19 protein-coding genes and 1 pseudogene are annotated in these 21,844 nt (G+C 57.3%); 12 read left to right on the top strand and 8 right to left on the bottom strand.

Translation table 11 applies throughout. From position 1 onward, the window contains the following. Positions 1-191: 191 nt before the first annotated feature. From dxs to K3169_RS27075, 3 genes are all read right to left on the bottom strand, one after another. A complete protein-coding gene (gene dxs / locus K3169_RS27085) occupies positions 192-2,087 on the bottom strand; it encodes a 1-deoxy-D-xylulose-5-phosphate synthase (RefSeq protein ID WP_263269008.1) in 1,896 nt (631 codons plus the stop codon). Positions 2,088-2,247: 160 nt separating this feature from the next. Continuing rightward, complete coding sequence (locus K3169_RS27080) at positions 2,248-3,135, bottom strand: polyprenyl synthetase family protein (protein WP_027901905.1); 888 nt, start codon at positions 3,133-3,135, stop codon at positions 2,248-2,250. Further along, positions 3,132-3,374: an exodeoxyribonuclease VII small subunit gene (locus K3169_RS27075; RefSeq protein ID WP_027901904.1), complete on the bottom strand. Its 243-nt coding sequence runs from the start codon at positions 3,372-3,374 to the stop codon at positions 3,132-3,134. Before K3169_RS27075 ends, K3169_RS27080 begins: the two co-directional genes overlap by 4 nt. A gap of 249 nt (positions 3,375-3,623) precedes the next feature. Between K3169_RS27075 and K3169_RS27070 the strand changes: the two genes are divergently transcribed. After that, positions 3,624-4,376, top strand: coding sequence for an Asp/Glu racemase (locus K3169_RS27070; RefSeq protein WP_027901903.1), 753 nt, complete (start codon positions 3,624-3,626; stop codon positions 4,374-4,376). A 50-nt stretch (positions 4,377-4,426) separates the two neighbouring features. Beyond that, positions 4,427-5,308, top strand: coding sequence for a LysR family transcriptional regulator (locus K3169_RS27065; protein WP_122397854.1), 882 nt, complete (start codon positions 4,427-4,429; stop codon positions 5,306-5,308). A gap of 295 nt (positions 5,309-5,603) precedes the next feature. On the opposite strand, the gene K3169_RS27060 is transcribed toward K3169_RS27065, so the two are convergent. After that, positions 5,604-6,926: a UDP-glucose dehydrogenase family protein gene (locus K3169_RS27060; protein ID WP_263269006.1), complete on the bottom strand. Its 1,323-nt coding sequence runs from the start codon at positions 6,924-6,926 to the stop codon at positions 5,604-5,606. On the opposite strand from K3169_RS27060, the gene K3169_RS27055 reads away from it, so the two are divergent. The 3 genes and pseudogenes from K3169_RS27055 (at position 6,925) to K3169_RS29915 (ending at position 9,141) form a co-directional block, all read left to right on the top strand. After that, entirely contained in the window at positions 6,925-7,080 is a 156-nt protein-coding gene (locus tag K3169_RS27055; protein ID WP_263269004.1) for a hypothetical protein, read from the top strand. The genes K3169_RS27060 and K3169_RS27055 overlap by 2 nt on opposite strands. A gap of 138 nt (positions 7,081-7,218) precedes the next feature. Continuing rightward, positions 7,219-8,283, top strand: a pseudogene (locus tag K3169_RS29920) (methyl-accepting chemotaxis protein); the annotation flags it as partial. Beyond that, complete coding sequence (locus K3169_RS29915) at positions 8,278-9,141, top strand: methyl-accepting chemotaxis protein (RefSeq protein ID WP_371856810.1); 864 nt, start codon at positions 8,278-8,280, stop codon at positions 9,139-9,141. The pseudogene K3169_RS29920 and the gene K3169_RS29915, both read left to right, overlap by 6 nt. A gap of 3 nt (positions 9,142-9,144) precedes the next feature. Here the strand turns inward: K3169_RS29915 and K3169_RS27045 are convergent, their stop codons facing one another. The 3 genes from K3169_RS27045 to K3169_RS27035 form a co-directional block, all read right to left on the bottom strand. Continuing rightward, entirely contained in the window at positions 9,145-9,450 is a 306-nt protein-coding gene (locus tag K3169_RS27045) for a DUF3649 domain-containing protein (protein WP_263269000.1), read from the bottom strand. 384 nt (positions 9,451-9,834) lie between these two features. Continuing rightward, entirely contained in the window at positions 9,835-11,385 is a 1,551-nt protein-coding gene (locus K3169_RS27040; RefSeq protein ID WP_263268999.1) for a PepSY-associated TM helix domain-containing protein, read from the bottom strand. Between the two features lie 160 nt (positions 11,386-11,545). Beyond that, a complete protein-coding gene (locus tag K3169_RS27035) occupies positions 11,546-13,999 on the bottom strand; it encodes a TonB-dependent siderophore receptor (RefSeq protein WP_263268997.1) in 2,454 nt (817 codons plus the stop codon). Between the two features lie 216 nt (positions 14,000-14,215). On the opposite strand from K3169_RS27035, the gene K3169_RS27030 reads away from it, so the two are divergent. The 3 genes from K3169_RS27030 to K3169_RS27020 all read left to right on the top strand — a co-directional run bounded on the left by K3169_RS27030 (position 14,216) and on the right by K3169_RS27020 (position 17,020). Further along, entirely contained in the window at positions 14,216-14,734 is a 519-nt protein-coding gene (locus K3169_RS27030) for a sigma-70 family RNA polymerase sigma factor (protein ID WP_027902034.1), read from the top strand. A 48-nt stretch (positions 14,735-14,782) separates the two neighbouring features. Beyond that, positions 14,783-15,754 (top strand): FecR family protein, encoded by a 972-nt coding sequence (locus K3169_RS27025; RefSeq protein WP_263268994.1) that lies wholly within the window; start codon positions 14,783-14,785, stop codon positions 15,752-15,754. A 372-nt stretch (positions 15,755-16,126) separates the two neighbouring features. Then, positions 16,127-17,020, top strand: a complete 894-nt coding sequence (locus tag K3169_RS27020) for a helix-turn-helix domain-containing protein (protein ID WP_231675644.1) — start codon at positions 16,127-16,129, stop codon at positions 17,018-17,020. A gap of 154 nt (positions 17,021-17,174) precedes the next feature. Here the strand turns inward: K3169_RS27020 and K3169_RS27015 are convergent, their stop codons facing one another. Continuing rightward, positions 17,175-18,404 carry an MFS transporter gene (locus K3169_RS27015; RefSeq protein ID WP_263268991.1) on the bottom strand — a complete coding sequence of 410 codons (1,230 nt, stop codon included), beginning with the start codon at positions 18,402-18,404 and terminating at the stop codon, positions 17,175-17,177. Between the two features lie 141 nt (positions 18,405-18,545). Between K3169_RS27015 and K3169_RS27010 the strand changes: the two genes are divergently transcribed. The 4 genes from K3169_RS27010 (at position 18,546) to K3169_RS26995 (ending at position 21,806) form a co-directional block, all read left to right on the top strand. Beyond that, entirely contained in the window at positions 18,546-19,004 is a 459-nt protein-coding gene (locus tag K3169_RS27010; protein ID WP_122707129.1) for a winged helix-turn-helix transcriptional regulator, read from the top strand. Positions 19,005-19,556: 552 nt separating this feature from the next. After that, positions 19,557-19,736 carry a hypothetical protein gene (locus K3169_RS27005; protein ID WP_263268989.1) on the top strand — a complete coding sequence of 60 codons (180 nt, stop codon included), beginning with the start codon at positions 19,557-19,559 and terminating at the stop codon, positions 19,734-19,736. Positions 19,737-19,893: 157 nt separating this feature from the next. Next, the gene (locus K3169_RS27000) at positions 19,894-21,111 is read left to right on the top strand and encodes a tyrosine-type recombinase/integrase (RefSeq protein ID WP_263268988.1); all 1,218 of its coding nucleotides are present in this window, start codon (positions 19,894-19,896) and stop codon (positions 21,109-21,111) included. A gap of 47 nt (positions 21,112-21,158) precedes the next feature. After that, positions 21,159-21,806 (top strand): hypothetical protein, encoded by a 648-nt coding sequence (locus K3169_RS26995; RefSeq protein ID WP_263268986.1) that lies wholly within the window; start codon positions 21,159-21,161, stop codon positions 21,804-21,806. Positions 21,807-21,844: the final 38 nt, after the last annotated feature.

Genomic DNA, 21,844 nt, shown 5'->3' with positions numbered 1-21,844 from the left:
GCGATAGCGTCAGGCCAGTCGATGATTCATAAACAGAAAAATCGAATCGCGAGCAAGCTCACTCCTACAGTTCTGTGTTTGCTTAGCGACAGAGCGTTATCGGGACACAGTGCCATTCGCTGCCAGTCATCAACCAAACTGCACAAAAAAAGGCGCTCAATGAGCGCCTTTCTTTTTGATGCTTTCAACGATTAGCCAATCAACACTAGTCGCTCGTTGATCGCCGCTTCGATACCCGCCTCATCCAATCCGCACTCAGCCAGCATTTGTGCAGGCTTGGCGTGTTCAACGTAGACATCCGGCAAGCCGAGATGCAGCACGGACTTGAGGATGTTTTCCCGTGCCAGAAACTCGCTGACGGCAGCACCGGCACCGCCCATGACGGCGTTTTCTTCGACGGTCACCAGCAATTCATGATTGGCTGCAGCGTCGCGGATCAGTGCCTCATCAATCGGTTTGACGAAGCGCATGTCGATTACGGTGGCGTCGATCTTATCTGCGACTTTAAGCGCGTCAGCCAATTGCACGCCGAACACCAGAATGGCAACGCCCTGACCATTACGGCGAACGATGCCTTTACCGATTTCGATCGGTGCGAGGCCGCTCTCGATCACTGCGTTCGGCCCGGTACCCCGTGGATAGCGCACAGCGGCGGGGCCGTTATGCAGGTAGCCGGTGCTAAGCATCAGGCGCAATTCGTTTTCGTCGCTCGGCGTCATGACCACGATGCCCGGAATGCAGCGCAAGTACGACAGATCGAAGCTGCCCGCGTGGGTCGGGCCGTCTTCGCCCACCAGGCCTGCGCGGTCGATGGCGAACAGGACGTCGAGGTTCTGCACCGCCACGTCATGCACCAGTTGGTCATAGCCGCGTTGCAGGAAGGTGGAGTAGATCGCTACTACTGGTTTGGCGCCTTCGCAGGCCATGCCCGCAGCCAGTGTTACAGCGTGCTGCTCTGCAATGGCCACGTCGAAGTAGCGCTCCGCGAAGCGCTCGGCGAATTCGACCATGTCCGAGCCTTCCTTCATCGCTGGGGTAATACCCACCAGACGTGAGTCAGCCTCGGCCATGTCGCAGATCCACTGACCAAACACACCGGAATACTTCGGCCCGCTGGCCTTTTTCGGGGCAACGGCCGGAGCATTGAGTGGCTCCAGTTTGGTGATGGCGTGGTAGCCGATCGGGTCGACTTCGGCGGGTGCGAAGCCTTTGCCTTTCTTGGTCACAACGTGCAGGAATTGCGGACCTTTGAGGTCACGCATGTTGCGCAGCGTGGCGATCAGGGTTGGCAGGTCGTGGCCGTCGATAGGCCCGATGTAATTCCAGCCCAGCTCTTCGAACAGGGTGCCGGGCACCAGCATGCCTTTGGCGTATTCCTCGGTGCGGCGGGCAATTTCCCAGGCACCGGGTAAACGCGACAGAACCTTTTTGCTGCCCTCACGCATGCTGCTGTAAGTGCGACTGGAAAGAATCTTTGCCAGATAATTCGACAGCCCGCCAACGTTGCGCGAGATCGACATGTCATTGTCATTGAGGATGACGAGCATGTTGGCGGCGACTTCAGGCGCGTGGTTCAGCGCTTCGAACGCCATCCCCGCAGTCAGCGCGCCATCACCGATGACGGCGATGGACTTGCGGTCGCTGCCTTGCAGACGGGCGGCGATGGCCATGCCCAATGCTGCGCTGATCGAGGTGCTGGAGTGGCCGACGCCGAAAGTGTCGTACTCGCTCTCGCTGCGGCGCGGGAAGGCGGCAACACCGTCTTTCTGGCGCAGGGTGTTCATGCGCTGGCGACGGCCGGTGAGGATCTTGTGCGGATACGCCTGATGGCCCACGTCCCAGACCAAACGGTCGTCCGGGGTATCGAAGACATAATGCAAGGCGATGGTCAGCTCGATCACACCCAGGCCGGCACCGAAGTGCCCGCCGGTCTGGCCAACGGAATAGAGCAGCTCCAGGCGCAGTTCATCGGCCAGGTCTTCCAGCTCGGCTTCGCCCAGGCGACGCAAGCCGTCCGGCGTATCAGCGCGGTCGAGCAGCGGCGTGGTTGGGCGCACGCGGGGAATCTCTTTAAACGTCGTGGGCATCAGGCGAATCGTTATAAGTAAAAGAGGCGGCAGTTTACCTGATGCATCGCATGCTGCCCATGAAGTGCAGTTTTTGATACGTCGGCAAACCTGGGGAACACACGTTTCTGACCCGGCCAGACAAGGCCGGTTCGGAGTATTTGCAGTCGTGTTGCAGGGATCAGTTGCGCCGTTCGACGATGAAACGAGCCAGCTCACGCAGCGGATCAGCCGACGCGTCGAAAAGTCGCAGGGCGTCTATGGCCTGATCACGCAGTTGCAAGGCGTACAGCCGGGCAGGTTCCAGCCCTAGCAGTGCCGGATACGTTGGCTTGTCGCGGGCGATGTCTGCGCCCTGGCGTTTGCCAAGGGTTTCGGTATCGCTTTCAACGTCGAGAATGTCGTCCTGCACCTGAAATGCCAGACCAACGGCCCGGGCATAGACTTGCAACGCATCGAGTCGGGTCTGGTCAGCATTACCGCTGGCCAGTGCGCCAAGCTTTACGCTGGCTTCGATCAGCGCGCCGGTCTTGTGCCGGTGCATGAATTCGAGTGCTGCCTGATCCAGCTTCAGGCCTACCGAACCCAGGTCGATGGCCTGACCGCCGACCATCCCGGCAGGGCCAGCGGCCAACGCCAAGGCACTGACCATTTGCAGACGTGCTTCGGCATCTCGCGAGGTCAGGCGTGGGTCGAGCAGAGCCGTGAAGGCCAGGCTTTGCAGGCCGTCACCGGCCAGAATCGCGCAGGCTTCGTCGAACGCTTTGTGAGTCGTTGGCTGGCCGCGACGCAGATCGTCATCGTCCATCGCCGGTAAATCGTCATGAACCAGCGAATATGCGTGGATCAGCTCAACGGCGCAGGCTGCGCCGTTGGCATCCTCAGCGTTACCGCCCAGCGCTTCGCAGGCTGCGTAGGCCAGCAGCGGGCGCACGCGTTTGCCGCCGTTCATCACGCTGTAGCGCATGGCGGCGTACAGGCGGGTCAATTCTGGAGCGGGTGCTGCAAACAGACCTTCCAGCGCCGCGTTTACGCGGGTCTGACTCAGTGCCTGATAAGTCGCGATCATTCAGGTTGTTCCGCGTCGAATGGCTCTTCGGCCAGTTCGCCGTCGCGTTCGAGCAGCACTTGAACCTTCTGTTCGGCTTGCGCCAGCGCGCCCTGGCATTCGCGAGTCAGGCGAATACCTTGCTCGAAGGCAGTCAGCGAGTCTTCCAACGACAGCTCGCCGTTCTCCAGACGCTCTACCAGCGTTTGCAGATCAGCGAGTGATTGTTCGAAATCCAGTGCAGCTTTCTTGCGGGCCATGGGGGCTATTCCGGTAGAGGTTAAACCGGCGCGACACTAGCAGAGCGAGGGCTTCTGGGCAAATTGGGCGGCGCTAAAATGGCTGTTCGGGCAGGGTAAACCAGCGGTTTGTTACACCGTTCATCTGCCGGATAGCCATCGTCATCCGCGATGGCAGCCTCATCAATGCCTGATGTACGCGCTCGTTCAGCGCTTCTAGCATCGCAAGCCTGTGATCTTTGGATCGTTTGCTTTGTCGAGGGCAGAACAATGAAGAATTTCCGTATCGGGCAGATCGTCCCCAGCTCCAACACCACCATGGAAACCGAAATTCCGGCGATGTTGACCTCGCGTTACTCGCTGTTCCCCGAAGAGCACTTCACTTTTCACTCGGCGCGCATGCGCATGATGAAGGTCAGCCCGGAAGAGCTGAAAAAAATGGACATCGACAGCGACCGTTGCGCGCTGGAACTGAGCGACGCACGTGTTGATGTCATGGCTTACGCCTGTCTGGTGGCGATCATGTGCCAGGGCGCGGGTTATCACAAAGTGTCCCAGGAACGTCTTGGCAACGTGGTTGCCGGGAACGAAGCACCAACCCCGGTGCTGAGTTCGGCAGGGGCACTGATCGATAGCCTTAATGTGCTGGGCTACAAAAAAGTCGCGATTATTACGCCGTACATGAAGCCGCTGACTCAGCAAGTGATTGATTACATCGAAGCTGCAGGGATCGAAGTGACAGACTCCATCAGTCTGGAGGTGGCCGACAATCTGGCGGTAGGGCGTCTTGATCCGATGAATCTTGTGGCGCATGCCGATCGTTTGAATATCGGCCAGGCGGATGGTGTGGTGTTGTCATGCTGTGTGCAGATGCCGTCATTGCCTGCGATTCAGGTCGTGCAGGATCGGCTCGACAAGCCGGTATTGTCCGCCTCGGTCGCCACCGTTTATCAGATACTGAAAACCCTGGGGCTGGAAGCCAAAGTGCCAAACGCCGGTCATCTGTTGTCAGGCGCGTTCTGAGAGGTTGATTGAACGCGTACTATGACCGGACTTCACGTCCGGTACTTCCCATGAAGCTCGATCCTGTTTCGCTGCGCCTGTTCGTCAGTGTTATCGAAGAAGGCACCATCGCTGCCGCCGCCGAGCGCGAGCACATTGCCGCGGCGGCGGTCAGCAAGCGGCTCAGTGAGCTGGAAGAGTTGCTCGACGCGCCTTTGCTGGTGCGTACCAACAAGGGCGTCACGCCTACTGCGGCGGGTATCTCCCTCTTGTACATGGCCCGCAGTGCCCTGAACAGCCTCAATGAAATCGTCGTGCAGATGCGCGAATACGGCCATGGTCGTCGAGGTTCGGTGCATGTACTGGCGAACATCTCGGCCATCAGCCAGTTCATGCCGGAGCTGATCAAGTCGTTCATGGATATGAACCCGCTGATCGATATCCGGCTTGAAGAAAAGGAAAGCCTGGCCATCACCAAAGCCGTGGCCGAGAACCGCGCTGATATCGGCATCTTCACCCGCTTGCCCCATGGCACCGATGTTGAAGTCTTTCCCTTTCGCAAGGATCGGCTGGTGTTGCTGGTGCCCGACACGCATCTGCTGGCGGGCCGTGACAGCGTCACGTTCAGCGAAACCCTTGATCATCCTTACGTAGCGCTGCGCAGCGGTACCCACCTGAACTTCCAGTTGATCAAAGCCGCCAACGATGTGGGGCGTTCGCTGAAAATCCGCATGGAAGTGTCCAGCTACGATGCGCTGTGCCTGATGGTTCAGGCGGGCGTCGGTATCGGCATTCTGCCGCAAGGTAGCGTCGGGATTTACAGGCTGGAAGGCGTACGAACAGTGGTGCTGGATGAGCCGTGGGCAGAGCGGGAATTGATGGTCTGCATCCGCCCACGTGAAGGGCTGTCGAGCGCGGCGGGTTTGTTTCTGGAGCATTTGCTGGATGGTTGAGTCAGCGCCAGCCACCTGTCCTTAGGCCGGTATGATCCTGGGCGCGCACGCCGCTGGACCTGTGGGAGCTAGCCCTGTATCCCTGACACCGCCCACTCGCTCCAACAACCCCCGTTTATTCAGTGATTTATATTTTGTTTGATAGGAGCAGAGCTTGATCTGGGCGGCATTCCGACGATACAGGCACCGCAAATGTCAGGTATATCGAGTCCAGTCTTATCGCAGGCAAGCCTGGCTCCCACAAGGTCGGTCGTTTTACGTGATATCGCAGTACCGTTTACTCCGTCCCCGAAACTCAAGCCCGACCCATGCTCGAATAACTCAACCCCGCATCCGCCAGGGCTTTGGGTTCATACAGGTTGCGCCCGTCAATCACGATCGCGTATTTGAGTTGTTGCCTGAGCCACGTGAAATCGACACTGCGAAAAGCTTTCCATTCGGTGCAGATCACCAATGCATCCGCGCCTTTGACTGCCTGGATGCGATCACCGACCAGGACCAGATCGTCACGTTCGCCGTAGATTCTTCGACATTCCTGCATCGCTTCGGGGTCGTACGCCTGAACGCTGGCTCCGGCGCTCCACAGTGATTCCATCAAGTCTCTGCTCGGCGCGGCGCGCATGTCGTCAGTATTGGGTTTGAATGCCAGTCCCCAGACGGCGATGGTCTTGCCTGCCAATTGCCCATCAAGAGCTCGTTCGAGCTTTTTGAACAGCGCGGTTTTCTGTCGCTGGTTGATCTCTTCCACAGCCCTGAGTAGTTGCGGGTTGTACCCGACTTCATGGGCTGTGCGACTCAGTGCCTGAATGTCCTTGGGGAAGCAGGAGCCGCCATAGCCGCAACCGGGATAGATGAAGTCATAACCAATGCGCGGATCGCTACCAATGCCGTGGCGGACTTGCTCGATGTCCACGTCCAGGCGCTCGGCCAGGTTAGCCATTTCATTCATGAAGCTGATCTTTGTCGCCAGCATTGCGTTGGCAGCGTATTTGGTCAGTTCGGCGGCGCGCAGGCTCATGAACATCAGCTTGTCGTGATTGCGGTTGTACGGCGCGTAGCACTCACGCATGAGCGTTCTGACACGCTCTGAGTCGGTGCCGATGATGATCCGGGCACCACGGGTGAAGTCCTCGATGGCCGCGCCCTCCTTGAGGAACTCGGGGTTGGAGCAGACATCGAAGGGGATCTGCAGGTCGCGGTTTTCCAGCGTCGTACGAATAGTCTCTGCCACCTTCTCCCCGGTGCCGACCGGAACGGTAGACTTGTTGACCACGGTTTTGAAGGTCTGCATGTGCTGGCCGATGCTTCGCGCGACTGCGAGGACGTATTGCAGGTCAGCGCTGCCGTCCTCATCGGAGGGCGTGCCTACCGCGATGAACAACAGGTCAGCAAAGGCAACGGCTTGTGCGGCATCGGTCGAGAAGAACAGCCTTTGCGCATGCACGTTGCTGCGAATGAGCATGTTCAGGCCGGGCTCATGAATCGGCGTTTCGCCTGATTTGAGTAGCTCTATTCGCTGCTCATCGATGTCCATGCACAGCACGTCATGCCCGACATCGGCAAGGCATGCACTGGCCACCAGACCGACATAGCCTGATCCAAAAACGCTGATCTTCATGAGTCATTACCCTCGGTTTTTTGCGCAGCGTGGTGACGTGCATGAGGGTATCGAGCGCGTGTTACAGCCAGTGCAACCTGATGATTTCGCTTGTCCGGCGATGAATTACGTTGCGCTGAAGGCTCTGGATCAATGCTTTCAGCGTGGTCCTTAATCAGCAGGGGGACTCAAAAAAACGCATAAACAGTCAAGTTATCCGTTGTGTTGGCCGATATGCCCTGTGCACAGGTTGCTCTCAATAAAAATAACAACAGCGTGCATTGGGGAAACACAGACACATCACGGAGAGTTTATGAACAGCAGCTTGGCCAATATCAGCGTCACCATGAAGTTAGCCCTGGGGTTCGGGGCGGTGCTTATATTCACTGCACTGCTTTCACTTCTGGGGTGGACCAGTCTGGATAAGCTGATCTACCGCACCGACAGAATCGGTGACATCGCTGAGCTTTCTGATCGCCTGACGGTATTACGCGTCGCGCGTCTGCAATACATGCTTGCCAATGGTGACGAAGCTGCCGCACAAAAAGTGCAGGCCGCCCTGGACGACTTCAAGAAGCAACAGCAACTGCTGCTGTCCACCTTCACTAATCCGCTTAACGCCAAAGCCCTTTCTCAGCTCACCGACATCATCAAAAACTACGAGACGTCGCTGGAGCAGATGCGCGGTGGCTATCAGGTCAGCACCAAGGTTCGTGCCGATATGGGCGTGGAGGCCACCAAAGGTGCTCAGTTGATTGCTGCCATCAATGACTCGGTGCTTAAACAGGACCCCTCGAACCCTGAGCGTTCTGACCAATTGCAACTGTTGGCTGACGCCAAAATGGATTTCCAGCTGGTTCGTTATGAAGTGCGCGGTTACACCGGCAACTCGAATGAAAAGACCGAGCAGGCTGCGTTCAGCCAACTGGAAACGTCGATTAAAAACGTCGACAAGCTGAAGACTGTGTTCAATGCGACCTATGGCACCGAAGTGGCACAGCTTGAAGCCTCTCTGCGTAACTATCTGACTCTGGTTCAAGCCTACAAAACTGCCAACGATACGATTGTGTCGGCGCGCAAAGACATGACTGCCCAAGGGTACGAGATCGTGAACCTTGGCGAGGAGCTCTCCAAAATCCAGCTGAGCCTTGCCGCGCAAGACACCACCAAGGCTCGCAGCATGCAGATCGGCGGTGCTGTGTTGGCCCTGCTGTTGGGTATCTTTGCGGCGATCATCATCACGCGTCAGATCACCCGTCCGTTGCAGCAAACCCTGGAAGTGGTGAACCGCATCGCCTCGGGGGATCTGACTCACACCATCACCATTACCCGTCGCGATGAACTGGGCGTGTTGCAGCAAGGTATTCAGCGCATGGGCGTCACGCTGCGAGATCTGATCAGCGGGATTCGTGATGGCGTGACACAGATTGCCAGCGCGGCTGAAGAATTGTCCGCCGTCACCGAGCAGACCAGCGCCGGGGTCAACAATCAGAAGATCGAGACCGATCAGGTCGCTACCGCAATGCAGGAAATGTCTGCCACCGTGCACGAAGTTGCGCGCAACGCCGAGCAGGCTTCGGTAGCGGCGGCGAACGCCGACACTCAAGCCCGGGACGGCGACAAAGTGGTGGGCGAGGCCATCACGCAGATCGAAAAACTGGCCAGTGAAGTGCTGCGTTCAAGCGATGCCATGACCTTGCTGGAGCAGGAAAGCGACAAGATCGGCAAAGTCATGGACGTGATCAAGGCCGTGGCCGAGCAGACCAACCTGCTGGCGCTCAACGCTGCCATCGAAGCGGCACGTGCCGGTGAAGCAGGGCGAGGTTTCGCGGTGGTTGCCGATGAAGTACGGGGTTTGGCGCAACGCACCCAACAGTCCACTGAAGAGATCGAAAGCCTGATTGCCGGGCTGCAAAACGGTACTCGTCAGGTCTCGCAAATCATGCTCGGCAGCCGCGCCTTGACCGACAACAGCGTTGCCCTGACGCGCAAGGCGGGCACCTCGCTGGAAAGCATCACTCAGACTGTTTCCAGTATTCAGGCCATGAACCAGCAAATTGCCGCAGCGGCTGAGCAACAAAGCTCGGTGGCTGACGAAATCAGCCGCAGCATCGTCAACGTGCGTGACGTGTGTGAGCAGACGGCGGAAGCCAGTGAAGAGACCGCCGCATCCAGCGTTGAGTTGGCGCGATTAGGTGGTCAGTTACAGATGATGGTTGGGCACTTCAAGGTTTAACGCTCACACGGTGATCGTCAGCCCGACGATCACCGCGCCCGTCAACAGCGCCGCCAGCCCCAGGCCGAACCATGCCCGCCAGGCGCTGGCGGTGCTGAATACCCAGATGACTATGGCGGTGTACAGCACGAAACTCAGCAACGTCGCGATCTGCACGACGCTTGCGGGATCGCTGCCTGAGACGCGCGGCAGCAACAGCGCCAGCAACGACGTGACCAGCGCCGACAAAACATAACCGCCGAGGGTGGCGGCCAGCACCCGGCTGAGAATCATCCAGCGGTAGAGGTGTGTGTGGGTGGTTTTCTTCATTGCACATCACCTGTAGATGCCGCAAATAATTTACGAATTGAAATGCGATTTTATGTGGGAGCTTCTATGTTTGCCCGCAAGCGCTGATACCGGTGGGAGCGAATTCATTCGCGAAGAGTCCGGTACATCCGCAGCTTATGCATCGCTTGGAACACCGCCTTCCCGAATGAATTCGGTCCCACGGGGCAATCATGAGCTTAAGATCAAGGACAATCTGTGGGAGCTGAGCTTGGTCTGGGCGGCATTCCGACGATAAACGAAAACGCGCTATGCCTTTAAGCTGCGTCTCATGCATCGCGGGCAAGCCTCGCTCCCACAGGGAATCGCGTTCCAAATCGATGGGCCGTGAGTAGCTGATTGGCACACATGCATCTGCTGCAGATCTCATCTACTTCGCCGCAGCAACAAAACAATCACCAGCATGACTCCAAACCCCAGCGCTACAATCTCAACGCTTCCGCGCTGCCAATCCCCTGTGGCCAGATAACGACCGATATGCTGGCCTGTTGTGCAAAAATTGAGCAGCGGCAGGCATAAGCACAGTATTGCGGCGATGGTCAGTTGCTCGGTCCAAGCCCTGTTGATCGGGCGGCACAAGGCATGGGTCAGCGTCGCCAACCAGATCAGCAGGAAGCTGCGAACCTCCCATGTGGCTCGGTCCGCCATATCCACCGGTATGAACCGGTTGGCGTAGAAATATCCAATACACGCCACGCCAATGCCTGCAATGCTCGCCACGTTAAACGCTTCGATACAACGGTAAACCCTGGCAGTCGCGGTGCCGAATTCTCGCTGACTCTTGTTGCGTCGCTTGATGGTGAACAGCAGCGTACCGGTCGCCATCATCGCCATGCCCAGCAACCCGCTGACGAAGTACAGCCACTTCATGCCCCAGCCGCCCAACTCGGCAAAATGCAGTGAACGCAGGACGCCGTAGATCTGATCGCCCAGCGACAGGGTTTCCGGCAGCGGCTTCTGGACCTGCAAAGTCGCGCCCGTTATACCGTCAAACAGCACGCTGGCTTGCGGCGTGAACAGTGTCTGGGAAGGGTGAGCTTCATCGTGGCGACCCATCACCCGGACCGTAGCCTTCTGTGACTCCGGGTTCTGCACCACCAGCATGCGTGCGTCCTGGCCCGTCAAGGTTTGCGCCTGTCGCAGAAGCGAGGGCCAATCAGTTGTGGTGTTTTCGGTCTTGTCGATAGAGCCTGCTTTTCCCGACAGCTCCGACTGAAATTGACTGTAGGCATCCGGGCTGGAACTGTAAGCCGCTTGCAGAGGCCAGGGCATGTAACTGGTATAGAAAACGGCCAGCCCGGTGTAGGCAATCATGATCAGAAAGGGCAGGGTCATGACCGCCGTGGCGTTGTGTGCGTCGAGCCAGGAGCGCAAACCCTTGTTGGGCCGAAAGGTGAAGAAGTCCTGAAAGATTCGTCGGTGGATGACCACCCCGGACACCAGCGCGACCAGCATGCCCACGGTCAGCCAGCCCACCAGCCAGAAGCCCAGCACCGGCAAATGCAGCATGTAGTGAAACGACATGAAGTGCCGACCGCCTTCGGTTTTCCGTGCGACGCCCTTGGGGAGTATTTCGCCGGTTTTAGCTGACAGCGAAACCTGCTGAAGGGTCGACCCCGAACGCCACGCCAATTGGAGGGCCTGGCCCGGATGCTGAGGGAATTCGACCCGCCAGAATCGGGCACCGGTTGCGTGTTCAAGCAGGTAATGCTCGGCATAGCGCGCAGCACCCGAAATGTCACTGGTGGGCGCGTTTTGGTCGACTGCAACCAGTGGCTGCGCTTCCATCCAGCGCGTGATGGGTTCCCGGAAAACGCTCAACGTGCCGGTCAGGAAAATCGCACACAACAACCATCCACACACCAGCCCGCACCACGTGTGGAGCCACGACATGGACTGGCGGAATTTACCTTTCACGGTTGGGGTCGCTGATTTGAAGCAAATTCTGTAGGAGTGAGCTTGCTCGCGATAGCGTCCTGGCTGGCCGTGATTTGCCAACTGAAAGAACGTATCGCGAGCAAGCTCACTCCTACAGGGGAAGTGTTCGCCCCGTGATAGGGTTTTGCCCGGGCTTTGATCAGAAATCGCCCCGCAGTGTGAACATGTAGCTGCGCGGATCGCCGAACAGATTCGAGCGGTCGGTGGCCACGGCCGTGGTGTAGTAGCGACGGTCAAACAGGTTTTCGGCGTTCAGCGAAACCTTCCAGTGCTCGTCCAGCTTCCAGCTGGCGCGGGCATCCCAGATGGCGTAACCCTGGCTGCCGAAATCCAGTCCTTCAACAGCGGCCTTGTAACCGGATTGCGCTGAAACACCGCCACCGATGGTCAGACGATTCCAGACTCCTGGCAGGTTGTAGCTGGTTTGCAGGCGCAGCATGTGTTTTGGGGTTTCGTAGGCGACTTCGACCGATTCCGTGTTGTTACGCAGCAGGTTGTAGGTGTATCCGCCGAATACCTGCCAGCCCGGTGCTACCTCTCCGCTGGCTTCGATGTCGATGCCTTTGCTGCGTTTGATGGTGCCGTTGATGTAGCAAGTACCTTCTGAATCATTACTACTGCAGTTAGTGTTGGCCAAATCCACCAAAGCGACGTCGGTCTGTTTTATATAAAACAGGGCCATCGACAGGTTCAAGCGTTTATCGAAAAGCTCGCCTTTGATGCCGGTTTCGTAATTGTCTCCAGATGAAGGTGACAACGGGGTGCCGGAAGTATCAACGTAGTTACCTTGCGCGTTGAAAATCTCCGCGTAGCTGGCGTACCACGACCAGTTATTGTTGATGTCGTAAATCAGGCCCGCGTAAGGCGTTACCTCTCTAGTGACCTTTGACTCATAGGGCAGAGCTGTCGTACTACGATTGATTTCGTAGGTGTAGTCATACCAACTGGCACGGCCACCCAAAACCAGGCTCAGAGGTTCGGTCAAACGTATCCGCGAGTTGGCGTAAATGCCCGAGCGCTCCTCGGTCATGTCGATGTCTGTCGCCCATCCCGACCTTGTCGGCTTCGCGTAGCTGCTGTGATCTACGTCGAAAATATCCAGCGCCAAAGTCCGGTTGACCGTCGTCTGTTTGGTATTGGCCTCTTGCCGAGACCAAGTGGCGCCGACCGTCACTTCATGAGTCAGCCCGAACGCGTCGAAGTTGCCATTCACGTGGCTATCCAGCCCCGTACTTGCTACTTCGTCGCGACGGAACAGCGTGCTGCGAAAACTCGAACCGGTTTGAGTCACAGGGTTTATTGCGCCACGAGCATAAGCAACCTGCTGATCAAACCCACCCTCCGAATACGTCATCGACGTCGTGTTGCTCCAGCGATCATTGAAGCGATGCTCAACCTCGGCAAACACCTCGCTCATGTCGCTCTCGTGACGGTTCCAGTCCTGCACCAACGAGGTCGAGCGGGAGATATCCAGCGAGTTGCCATTGCTGTAGCGCGGCAGGCCGTAGATCGAATAGCCGTTGATGACGTTTTCCTGATGACGCAGGCTCAGGGTCAGCGTGGTGTCGTCATTCACATCGGCTTCGACAATCCCGTACATCAATGGCGTGCGGGTGTCCCGTTCGTCAATGTACGAGCCGCTGTCCTCGTAAGCGGTGACCATGCGGCCGCGCACGGTGCCGGTATCATTGAGCTTGCCGCTGGCATCGAGGTCCATGCGGTAGCGGTCCCAAGAGCCTGCGCTGGCCTGCACCGTCAGCTTGTTTTCCGCGGTTGGGCGCTTGCGCACCAGGTTGACCGCACCGCCGGGCTCGCCTGCACCCACCAGCAGGCCGGAAGCACCGCGCAATACCTCGACGCGGTCGTAAATAGCGGTATCAGGTTTCATCCAGCCGGTGATCTGGTAGCCCTGACCCGGCACGCCATCAATCAAAAAACTCTCGGCCAGCAGCGAGAAGCCCCGCGAGGTGTAAACGTGGCCGCCGAAGTTGCGGTACTGAAAAGTAATGCCGGGCGTCTGCTCCAGTACCTTGTCGAGGCTGGTGAGTTTCTTGTCGTCCATCAGCTGTCGAGTCATGACGCTGACCGTCTGCGGCGTTTCCCGCAGGCTCAGGTTCAGTTTCGAGGCGGTGCTGCTTCCTCCAGTGGTGTAGGAACCTGTCCCATCGGTGGTCGTTCCGAGTTGGCCCGCCGCGTTCACATTGGTAGCGCCCAGCACCATGGCGGAGTCGCCCGAAACCTGCAGTCTTTCCAGCACCACGGTGCGTTCGTCCAGCAGGCGCCAGGTGAAACCGCTGCCCTTTAGCAGCGTGTCCATGGCCTGGCCCAGTGTGTACTTGCCCTGCAGCGCTTTGGTGCGTAGCGCGCCTACATCGCTGGAGTTGAAAATAAGACGGACGTTGGCCTGATCCGCAAGCTGGGTCAGCGCCTGATCCAGGGATTGCTCCGGCAGCTTCAGATCAATACTGGTCGATGTGTCAGCGGCCATCGCAGTGAGCGGCATCAAGGGCAGGCTGCCAGCCATGGTCAACATCAACGTCAGGGTCAACGTGCGACCGCTGACCGGAGCAAAGAACTTGGAAGGTGCCTGCATTTCAATCGTCCGTATTGAATAGTGGTGGTGACACGACATGAGAATTATTCGCGCCCACCCCAACGACGAATCATCCCCACCAACCTTGCCGTCGATTATTGAAATAATTTTTATTCGCGTGACGCCGATAGATCAAAACCGGCCTGGTGGGAGATATTGATGATAACTGTTCTCAGTTGAGATAGGATGCATGCCTTACCAGCCGGGGCAGTCCGAATGTCTGTTTCACCCAACTCAAATCACTTGCTGACAGTCTTTCAGGAGCATTACAGCGACCTGTTGGCCTTTCTCGCACGTCGTCTGGGGAATGTGGAAAAGGCCGCCGATGTGGCCCAGGACACCTACTTGCGGCTGGCAGGGTTGTCCGATACGGCGCAGATTCTGGAGCCTCGGGCCTTTGTATTTCGGGTGGCGGGCAATCTGGCCATTGATCGTTTACGTCAGGAACAACGGCGCTCTGCATTGCAGGCCGATGACCTGGATGAGGACTTCTGCGACCCGATGGCATCGCCGGAACGCTCGTTTCTGGCGACCGAAGCCGTCGAGCAGCTCGACAAGGCGCTGCACCTCTTGCCAAGCAATGCACGGCTGGCGTTGTTGCTCAATCGCCTCGAAGGCATGACCCACGCGCAGATCGCTACGCGTCTAGGGGTATCGGAAAGCTCGGTGGGCAAATACATTGTCCAGGCCATGCGCCATTGTCGGGATTGGCTACGCCAGTCGGAGTGCATCTAGAATGAGCAAGATGCACTCTCCACTGGCGGCTTCTTTGAGCCCATCACCATGACCGAGCCTATGAACCACGCAATGCCCAACGTTGAGCTGGAAGATCAGGCCATTGAACAATGGGTGCGGCTAACCTCGGGCAGTGCCAGCGAATCGGAGCACGCCGCGTTCGCCCGCTGGCGTCAGCAAAGCCCTGCGCATGAAGCCGCCGCCAGGCTGGCCGAACAGATGTGGCAGGCCATCCCGAAGACCCGGACCGCTGAAGTCTTCGTGCCCCCAGCCCCGCCGCAGCGCCGTCCTTTGCGTTGGGTCGCACTGGCTGCCGGGTTGGGCGCGTTGGCGCTGACCAGTTTTACAGAACCTGTTCAGGTCTATTTCGCCGACCACACCACCGCAGTCGGCGAGCGCAAAATGCTCACCCTCGAAGACGGCAGCCAGGTCTGGATGAACAGCGCCACAGCGTTGTCCGTGCATTACTCGGCTAACCGTCGCGACATCAGTCTGCTCAAAGGCGAAGCACTGTTTCAAGTCAGCAAAGACGCCAACCGGCCCTTCATTGTCCAGGCCTCTGGCGGCAGCGTGCAGGCTGTTGGCACCCGCTTTGACGTCGACCGCCAGAGCCAGCGTGTCCGCGTCGGCGTCACCGAAGGTGAAGTCAAAGTCTCTTCAGGCGGCGAAGCCGTCCCCCTGAAAGTGGCCCAGCAACTCGAGTTCGAAAGCGGCTCACCTCCGTCCACCACCAGCCCGTTGGACACCACCACCGCGGCCGCCTGGCAACGCGGCAAACTGATCTTCAACAGCCGCCCGCTGACCGAAGTCTTCGCCGACATCGAACGCTACATGCCCGGCTCACTGATCGTCGCTGGCACCTTGCCCGACACCGCCGTCAGCGGCGTATTCAACCTCGACGACGTACCCGGCATGCTCAACGTGCTGTCCCAAACCCAGCCCGTGCGGATCTATCAACTGCCCTGGTTGACGGTAGTGATGAATGGCGAGGCGGTGAAAGAGGGGAAGGCCGGGATTTAGCCCTGGCTGATACCGGAATCTCAAGCTGAACACTGAACCCCTGTGGGAGCGAGGCTTGCCCGCGATAAGGCTAGACGCGATGCACCTGATATTTGCGGTGTCCTCATCGCGGGCAAGCCTCGCTCCCACAAGGGAAGGGGCTAGCATTCCATTCAGTAGTTGACGGGCCATCACGATCAACCATCGGCCTTTCGTTCCGCCTTGTAAGAATCTTCCGTCAGCCCTTTGCGTAATCAACTACGCCTCCCATAAACCCTCTCCCCGAACGCGCCTGCTCACTCCCGCTAATTTCTCCCTCCGATAGATGCTGACGCACCGGTCACCTGCTGGCTCAGCATCTGAATCTGAAAGAACTAACGGTTGGAGTAAGCCATGCAGCGCATACAAGAATTACGCACCACTTTAGGCGTGCCGATGGCCGATTTTGCCAAGGCACTGGGGGTGTCCGAACAGGTTGTCGGGCAGTGGGAAAGCGGCGAGGCAGAGCCCGGCGTTCCGGCCTTGAGAGATATCGCCACGCTGCTGGGCACCAACGTTGATGACTTGATGGACTTCGCCACCAGCGGCCGAAGAATCACGTCCCAACATTGGGTGCCGGGCGACGATGCCATCTTCGACGGCTTCTGGGGCCGCATGGGTTTGCTGCTTCCCGGTGAAACCAATTGCACCTGGTATCCCGTTACCTTCGCGGAATATTCCCAGATTACCGACTCGCTGAGCATTGAGCATGCAGAGCCACAGTGGTTGGTGGTCAGCACCCTTAACAACCGAAAGCTGCTGATCAATCCCGCGTTGATCCGACGCATCCGCCTGCTCGACGACGCCGCAGACCGCCCGGAAGACGACGCCTGGCAACTCGGCTGGGACAGCGAACAAGGCCTGACACCGGAGCTCTATCGCGCACTTGGTGAATACTTCACCGACGAACTTGCGTTCGACACCAACAACTCACTGGTGGCCCAACAGGTGATTCATACGCTGATCGCCCAGCATGATCTGACCAGCGCGAAAGTCATGCACTTGATCAGCGATACCCACGTCCATCTCGCAAGCGGCACAACCGCCAACGTGCGCGCCGCCAACGCCGACATCTACAACCTCGTGCTGGACGCCTACGCTGGCATGCCGCTGGGTATCAGCTTGAGCACAAGGGATTCGGAAGAAGAAAACCACTTCTCGCCGTCGCAAGTGGCGTTGGTGGACATCCCGCTGCTTCAGTATCAGACGGCGGAGATTGAGGCATCGGCGGAGATGGAAGGCGTCTGATAACGGTGACATAGGACCGGCTAAAGCGGGTCTTACGGTTTGCGCAGAACCTGTGGGAGCGAGGCTTGCCCGCGATGAACGATAACGCGGAATATCCGCCTGTTTGCGTCGTCCTGGTCGCGGGCAAATCTATCTCCCCCTCTAAAGCGGCTAATCATGAACGCCCCACAACCCGCGTCCACAACCAAAACCCCAGCGCCACAACACTAATTGAGCCCCCCAACAAACACACCGCTACCCAGCCCCAACGTGCATAAACCTGGGTGGCCGCAACCGCCCCTAGCGCACTTCCAAGCGAGTAAAAACACATGTAAGCACCGACCAGCCGACTTTGCGCGTCGGGCCTTGCCGCAAATATCAGACTCTGATTAGTGACATGCACCGCCTGCACTGCGAAGTCCAGGACGACCACTCCGACGATCAGCGCGAGCAACGATGTTTCCGCGAACGCGATAGGGATCCAGGACAGCGCCAGCAATGCCAAAGCAATCCCCGTAATGCGCTGTTCCAAGCCCTGATCGGCCCAGCGACCAGCCCTCGATGCCGCCAACGCGCCCGCTATCCCTGCGAGGCCAAACAAGCCAATCTGCGTATGCGAAAGACTCAACGGCGGCGTACTCAGCGGCAACACCATTGCTGTCCACAAAACACTGAAAGCAGCAAAGATGAGCAGTGCAAAAACACCCCTGACCCTTAACACCGGTTCGGTGACAAAAAGTGTGAACGTCGACAACAGAAGCTTTAGATACGTGCTTTCAACACGTGGTAAACCTTTGCTCGGGATAGCCCTCCACAGCACAACGGCCAGGGTCAGCATCAACCCCGCGGAAACAAAATAAACCGCCCGCCACCCGGCCAGATCAGCAATAAGCCCTGATGTAAAACGCGCAAGCAGGATGCCCAAGACAATCCCGCTCGTTACCGTGCCAACGGCCTGCCCGCGTCGTGATGGCGTTGCCAGCGCAGCGACATAAGCCACGACCACTTGAACAACCACCGCCATCAAACCGACCAAAATCATCGCACCCAGCAAGGCCGACCATTGCTGAGCAGACCCGACCACTATCAACGCAACAGCCGACAGCAACACTTGAGTCAGGATCAAAGCCTTGCGATTGATCAGATCACCCAACGGCACAATAAAAACCAAACCCACGCCGTAGCCAACCTGAGTGGCGGTGACCACGATGCCGATCATGCCTGGGTCGACGCCGAGGCTTTGAGCCATAGAATCAAGCAACGGCTGCGCGAAATAGACATTGGCAACGGCCAGTGCGCAGGTGATCGACAACAGCAGCGTCAATGCTGGAGATATCTCGGGAGTGCTCTCCGACCGGGCTTCACAAGAGTCGAGCTCGCTTGCGGCATTGATATTGGAGGCCATGAATCCATCCTTGATACTAATTCCGGTTTCAATTGAAAACTACTTCGTTGATTTCTACCAAGGCCGGTTTTAATCTGCAACCAGTTTTTCAAAGCGTTGTTGCTGGCGAGACTTCCTCTGATGGCTGATCGGGAATACAAAATGGCGAATCATTCAACTGTCCAGGGCGACGAATGCCCAGTAGCGAGAACCCTGGAAGCCATCGGCGATCGCTGGTCGCTGCTCATCATCCGCGACGCCTTCGACAACGTTCGACGGTTCGGCGAGTTTCAGAAAAACCTCGGCATGGCTAAAAACATCCTCGCCGCACGCCTGAAAACTCTCGTCGAACTGCAGATTCTCGAAATCCATCCCGCCTCAGATGGGAGCGCCTACAAGGAATACGTGCTGACAGAGCGCGGCCGTGCGGTCTTTCCCATCGTCGTCTCGATGCGCCAATGGGGAGAACAGCACCTATTCCAGACGGGTGAAGTGCATTCGGTGCTGCTGGATAAAGCGCGTGAGCAGCCGGTGGTTGCGTTGGAGGTTCGGTCTGCGGAAGGGCGACTGCTTGGGCCGGAGGATTGTCAGCGGGGAAGGGTGGTTAAGGGCGCGTCTTAGCGGGAGACTGCTTGTTAACTTAATGCACCACAAACCAGGCAAGTGCGTGCTATAGCGTGTGGTAATCAAGGCAGAATCATCGAAAAATCGGCTCGCAATTACAAGGACTCGAGCCATTTATGAACTGCACTGTATCCGCTTCACCTCCTGAAAACCTCACCAAACTCCAAGTCGTCACCGCGATGTACGCCTGCATCATGACAAGCTGGGAAGACCTCCCCAAGCAAAACAAACGCGCCCAGAGTTTCGACTTTGCGTCGGCAGCGAAGCAGAGGAGGCCACGCTGAATCACTTGGCTCGGCTGTTCATGGATTACGCGGATTTTTCGTTTCGCCGGGCGTTGCTTGCCAGGCGAGAAGGCTTGGTCTGGATGCTTATTCAGACTCCGCATTTGCCGGTTGATTGGTTGTCATTGGGGCCTGACGTAAGTCTCAATCCACGCATAGCCAAACGCTTACACGTTATAGAGAAAAACTGCCATTTGCAGACCTGCCCGACAGGCATAGTCTTGTATTCAACCACTGACGAGCAGGAAGCCCGTCAGGATCAAGGATGATCGACCATGAAAGGATACTGCCGACAGGGAGTTGGAATGGTACTGGACAAAAAACCCGCTTCGGCGGGTTTTTTATTGGGGTTTGGAAAGTGGGCGTGCAGGCATTTTCCCGTCGAGACAACCTGCATGACTTTTCTCCAGGCACTAAAAAGCCGGCTTGTGGGCGGCTTTTCTAGCGTCCATCAAAGTCTGCAATCATCTGGGGGCGCCGCATAATATGCCTGTAAATAATGGATTTGGTGCTTATTTACGTCCATTGCTTGCCAGTGCCCGCCAACATCATCTACCGTTCTTGGTATGGGCCCGGGTATGGGCTGAGCCTCTGGTGGATATATGGTTAAGCTGACAGTCAAGGGAATCGCCGGGTTGTTGAAATCCGGTAAACGAGGCTACGCCGGTGACGGAGGAAACCTGTATTTCAAGTACAACGTTGATGGCAAGGGAAGCTGGATCTTTCGCTACAAGTGGAACGGCAAGTCCCGTGATATGGGGCTGGGGTCTTATCCAGACATCGGCCTGCCTGATGCTCGCGCAATTGCTCTTGAGGCACGCCGAGTATTGAATACAGGCGCAGACCCGCTATCGGAGCGAGAGGTCGCACGCGAAACTATCAGAGCTGTAGCGCGGGCTGCTGAGGCCAAGCGTCATTCGTTCAAAAGCCTTGCTCTTGAGTACCATCAAGCGCATAGCGGAAATCACTCAGAGAAGTGGCGAAAGGGGTGGGTACGAAAAATGGAGAAATATGCGTTTCCATTGATCGGTGACCTTCCTGCTGAGGCGGTCGAGGTGGGCCATCTGCAAAAGATTTTGAATCCTATATGGGGTGAAAAAACTCGCACGGCGGACGAGGTTCGGGGGCAAATCGAGCAGGTGCTCGATGCTGCAAAAGCGCGCGGCTTGCGAGCGGGGGAGAATCCAGCGCGTTGGCGGGGGAACTTGGAGCATCTCCTCTCCAGAGATGCGAAGAAAGCGGCCCGACAGCGCCAGCATTTTGCCGCTATGAAGTGGTCGGAGCTGCCCGCGTTGATGGCAACTCTTCGAAGGGATGACACCCTCCCATCGTTTGCTGCTCAGCTAATGATATTGACTGGTGCGCGGGCTCATATGGTCCGGTTTGCACGTTGGGAGGAGTTCGACTTTGATTTTAAAATCTGGGTGCTATCAGCTGAACGCATGAAGGCGCGGAAGGCATTTGCAATCCCTCTCTCTGAACAGGTCATAGAGATGCTCGCTAAAGTCCCGCGCATTGAGGGCAGCTCATACCTTTTTCCTGGGAGAGGAAAGAGCGGTGTTATGCATGCGAATGCCGTGCGTACACTTTTGCATCGAATAGAGCACGCTGACATCACCCGTCACGGGTTTCGATCAACATTCCGGGATTGGGCTGCGGAAAATACTGACCATTCTCGTGAGGTCTGTGAGATGGCGCTTGCGCACGACGAACGTGATCAAACTGAAGGGGCGTACTCTCGGACTGACTTTCTCGAAAAGCGCCGGCCGTTGATGCAGGAATGGGCGGACTATGCGTTGGCCTCGAATATCACGGATTAAGTGCTGTAGGCTTCGATTCTTTTGATCATTCGATGAGGTGACCCGACATGCGGGCAGATCTAATGGGCTTGCAGTGGCTTAGCCCGGAGCAGGCGCTGCTCTGGTTGAAGGAAAAGGCCGGCATCCAGCTTCTTAAAGAGGATTTACTGGCGCAGTGCGATGCTGGCCGATGTGCCGCATACCTCAATGTTGATCGGTTGAAGGGCGAATGCGCTGAAGGACTGATGGATGAGCTGGGTGAGAGATTCTTTGATGTTTTCGGAGTGGGCAAAGGGCAAATCCTCAATCCGAGGGCAGTAATAGAGGCTGCAGGCAAGCCCGAGATAGCACTTGAAATATCAGGTGAGGTACGTCAAATCGAGCGCGCCGAGGCTGAGGTTTACCATAGCGTTGACTGGAATACCAAGGTCACGCATGCCGAGTGCCATCTGCTCTTCAAAACTGCGGAGATTGAAGAGTTGGCTCAATCTTTCGCCAGCGGCGCCTCATCAATGGGTCACGCGAAACCATCCCAATATCTGACAATAGCCGCTCTTCTGGACCTGGTGCTCAAGCCAGGACGCCCTGTTCATAACCAAGCCGATGTCATCGCAGAGATACTTGATCGGTACCCAGCTCATGGCCTTAGCGAAAGCAATCTTCAGAAAATATTTGCCGCCTCAAACGGGCGGGCAAAAGACGCCAAAATGTGGTGATAGACGATTGCAACTGCAATGGTTGAAATTGCAGTTGA

Source organism: Pseudomonas phytophila (genome assembly GCF_025643095.1).
In the GTDB taxonomy this organism is placed as follows: Bacteria; Pseudomonadota; Gammaproteobacteria; order Pseudomonadales; family Pseudomonadaceae; genus Aquipseudomonas; species Aquipseudomonas quasicaspiana.
Note: the sequence above shows the minus strand (reverse complement) of the source record. Positions and strands in the feature narration are given on the sequence as shown.

What these genes read in the sequence shown, in the direction of transcription:
- K3169_RS27080 (WP_027901905.1), bottom strand. Translation starts at nt 3,135, where the DNA reads ATGATCGCGACTTATCAGGCACTGAGTCAGACCCGCGTAAACGCGGCG.
- K3169_RS27070 (WP_027901903.1), top strand. Translation starts at nt 3,624, where the DNA reads ATGAAGAATTTCCGTATCGGGCAGATCGTCCCCAGCTCCAACACCACC.
- K3169_RS27025 (WP_263268994.1), top strand. Translation starts at nt 14,783, where the DNA reads ATGACCGAGCCTATGAACCACGCAATGCCCAACGTTGAGCTGGAAGAT.
- K3169_RS27065 (WP_122397854.1), top strand. Translation starts at nt 4,427, where the DNA reads ATGAAGCTCGATCCTGTTTCGCTGCGCCTGTTCGTCAGTGTTATCGAA.
- K3169_RS27055 (WP_263269004.1), top strand. Translation starts at nt 6,925, where the DNA reads ATGAGTCATTACCCTCGGTTTTTTGCGCAGCGTGGTGACGTGCATGAG.
- K3169_RS29915 (WP_371856810.1), top strand. Translation starts at nt 8,278, where the DNA reads ATGGGCGTCACGCTGCGAGATCTGATCAGCGGGATTCGTGATGGCGTG.
- K3169_RS27015 (WP_263268991.1), bottom strand. Translation starts at nt 18,404, where the DNA reads ATGGCCTCCAATATCAATGCCGCAAGCGAGCTCGACTCTTGTGAAGCC.
- K3169_RS26995 (WP_263268986.1), top strand. Translation starts at nt 21,159, where the DNA reads ATGCGGGCAGATCTAATGGGCTTGCAGTGGCTTAGCCCGGAGCAGGCG.
- dxs (WP_263269008.1), bottom strand. Translation starts at nt 2,087, where the DNA reads ATGCCCACGACGTTTAAAGAGATTCCCCGCGTGCGCCCAACCACGCCG.
- K3169_RS27000 (WP_263268988.1), top strand. Translation starts at nt 19,894, where the DNA reads ATGGTTAAGCTGACAGTCAAGGGAATCGCCGGGTTGTTGAAATCCGGT.
- K3169_RS27020 (WP_231675644.1), top strand. Translation starts at nt 16,127, where the DNA reads ATGCAGCGCATACAAGAATTACGCACCACTTTAGGCGTGCCGATGGCC.
- K3169_RS27005 (WP_263268989.1), top strand. Translation starts at nt 19,557, where the DNA reads ATGATCGACCATGAAAGGATACTGCCGACAGGGAGTTGGAATGGTACT.
- K3169_RS27060 (WP_263269006.1), bottom strand. Translation starts at nt 6,926, where the DNA reads ATGAAGATCAGCGTTTTTGGATCAGGCTATGTCGGTCTGGTGGCCAGT.
- K3169_RS27010 (WP_122707129.1), top strand. Translation starts at nt 18,546, where the DNA reads ATGGCGAATCATTCAACTGTCCAGGGCGACGAATGCCCAGTAGCGAGA.
- K3169_RS27035 (WP_263268997.1), bottom strand. Translation starts at nt 13,999, where the DNA reads ATGCAGGCACCTTCCAAGTTCTTTGCTCCGGTCAGCGGTCGCACGTTG.
- K3169_RS27075 (WP_027901904.1), bottom strand. Translation starts at nt 3,374, where the DNA reads ATGGCCCGCAAGAAAGCTGCACTGGATTTCGAACAATCACTCGCTGAT.
- K3169_RS27045 (WP_263269000.1), bottom strand. Translation starts at nt 9,450, where the DNA reads ATGAAGAAAACCACCCACACACACCTCTACCGCTGGATGATTCTCAGC.
- K3169_RS27030 (WP_027902034.1), top strand. Translation starts at nt 14,216, where the DNA reads ATGTCTGTTTCACCCAACTCAAATCACTTGCTGACAGTCTTTCAGGAG.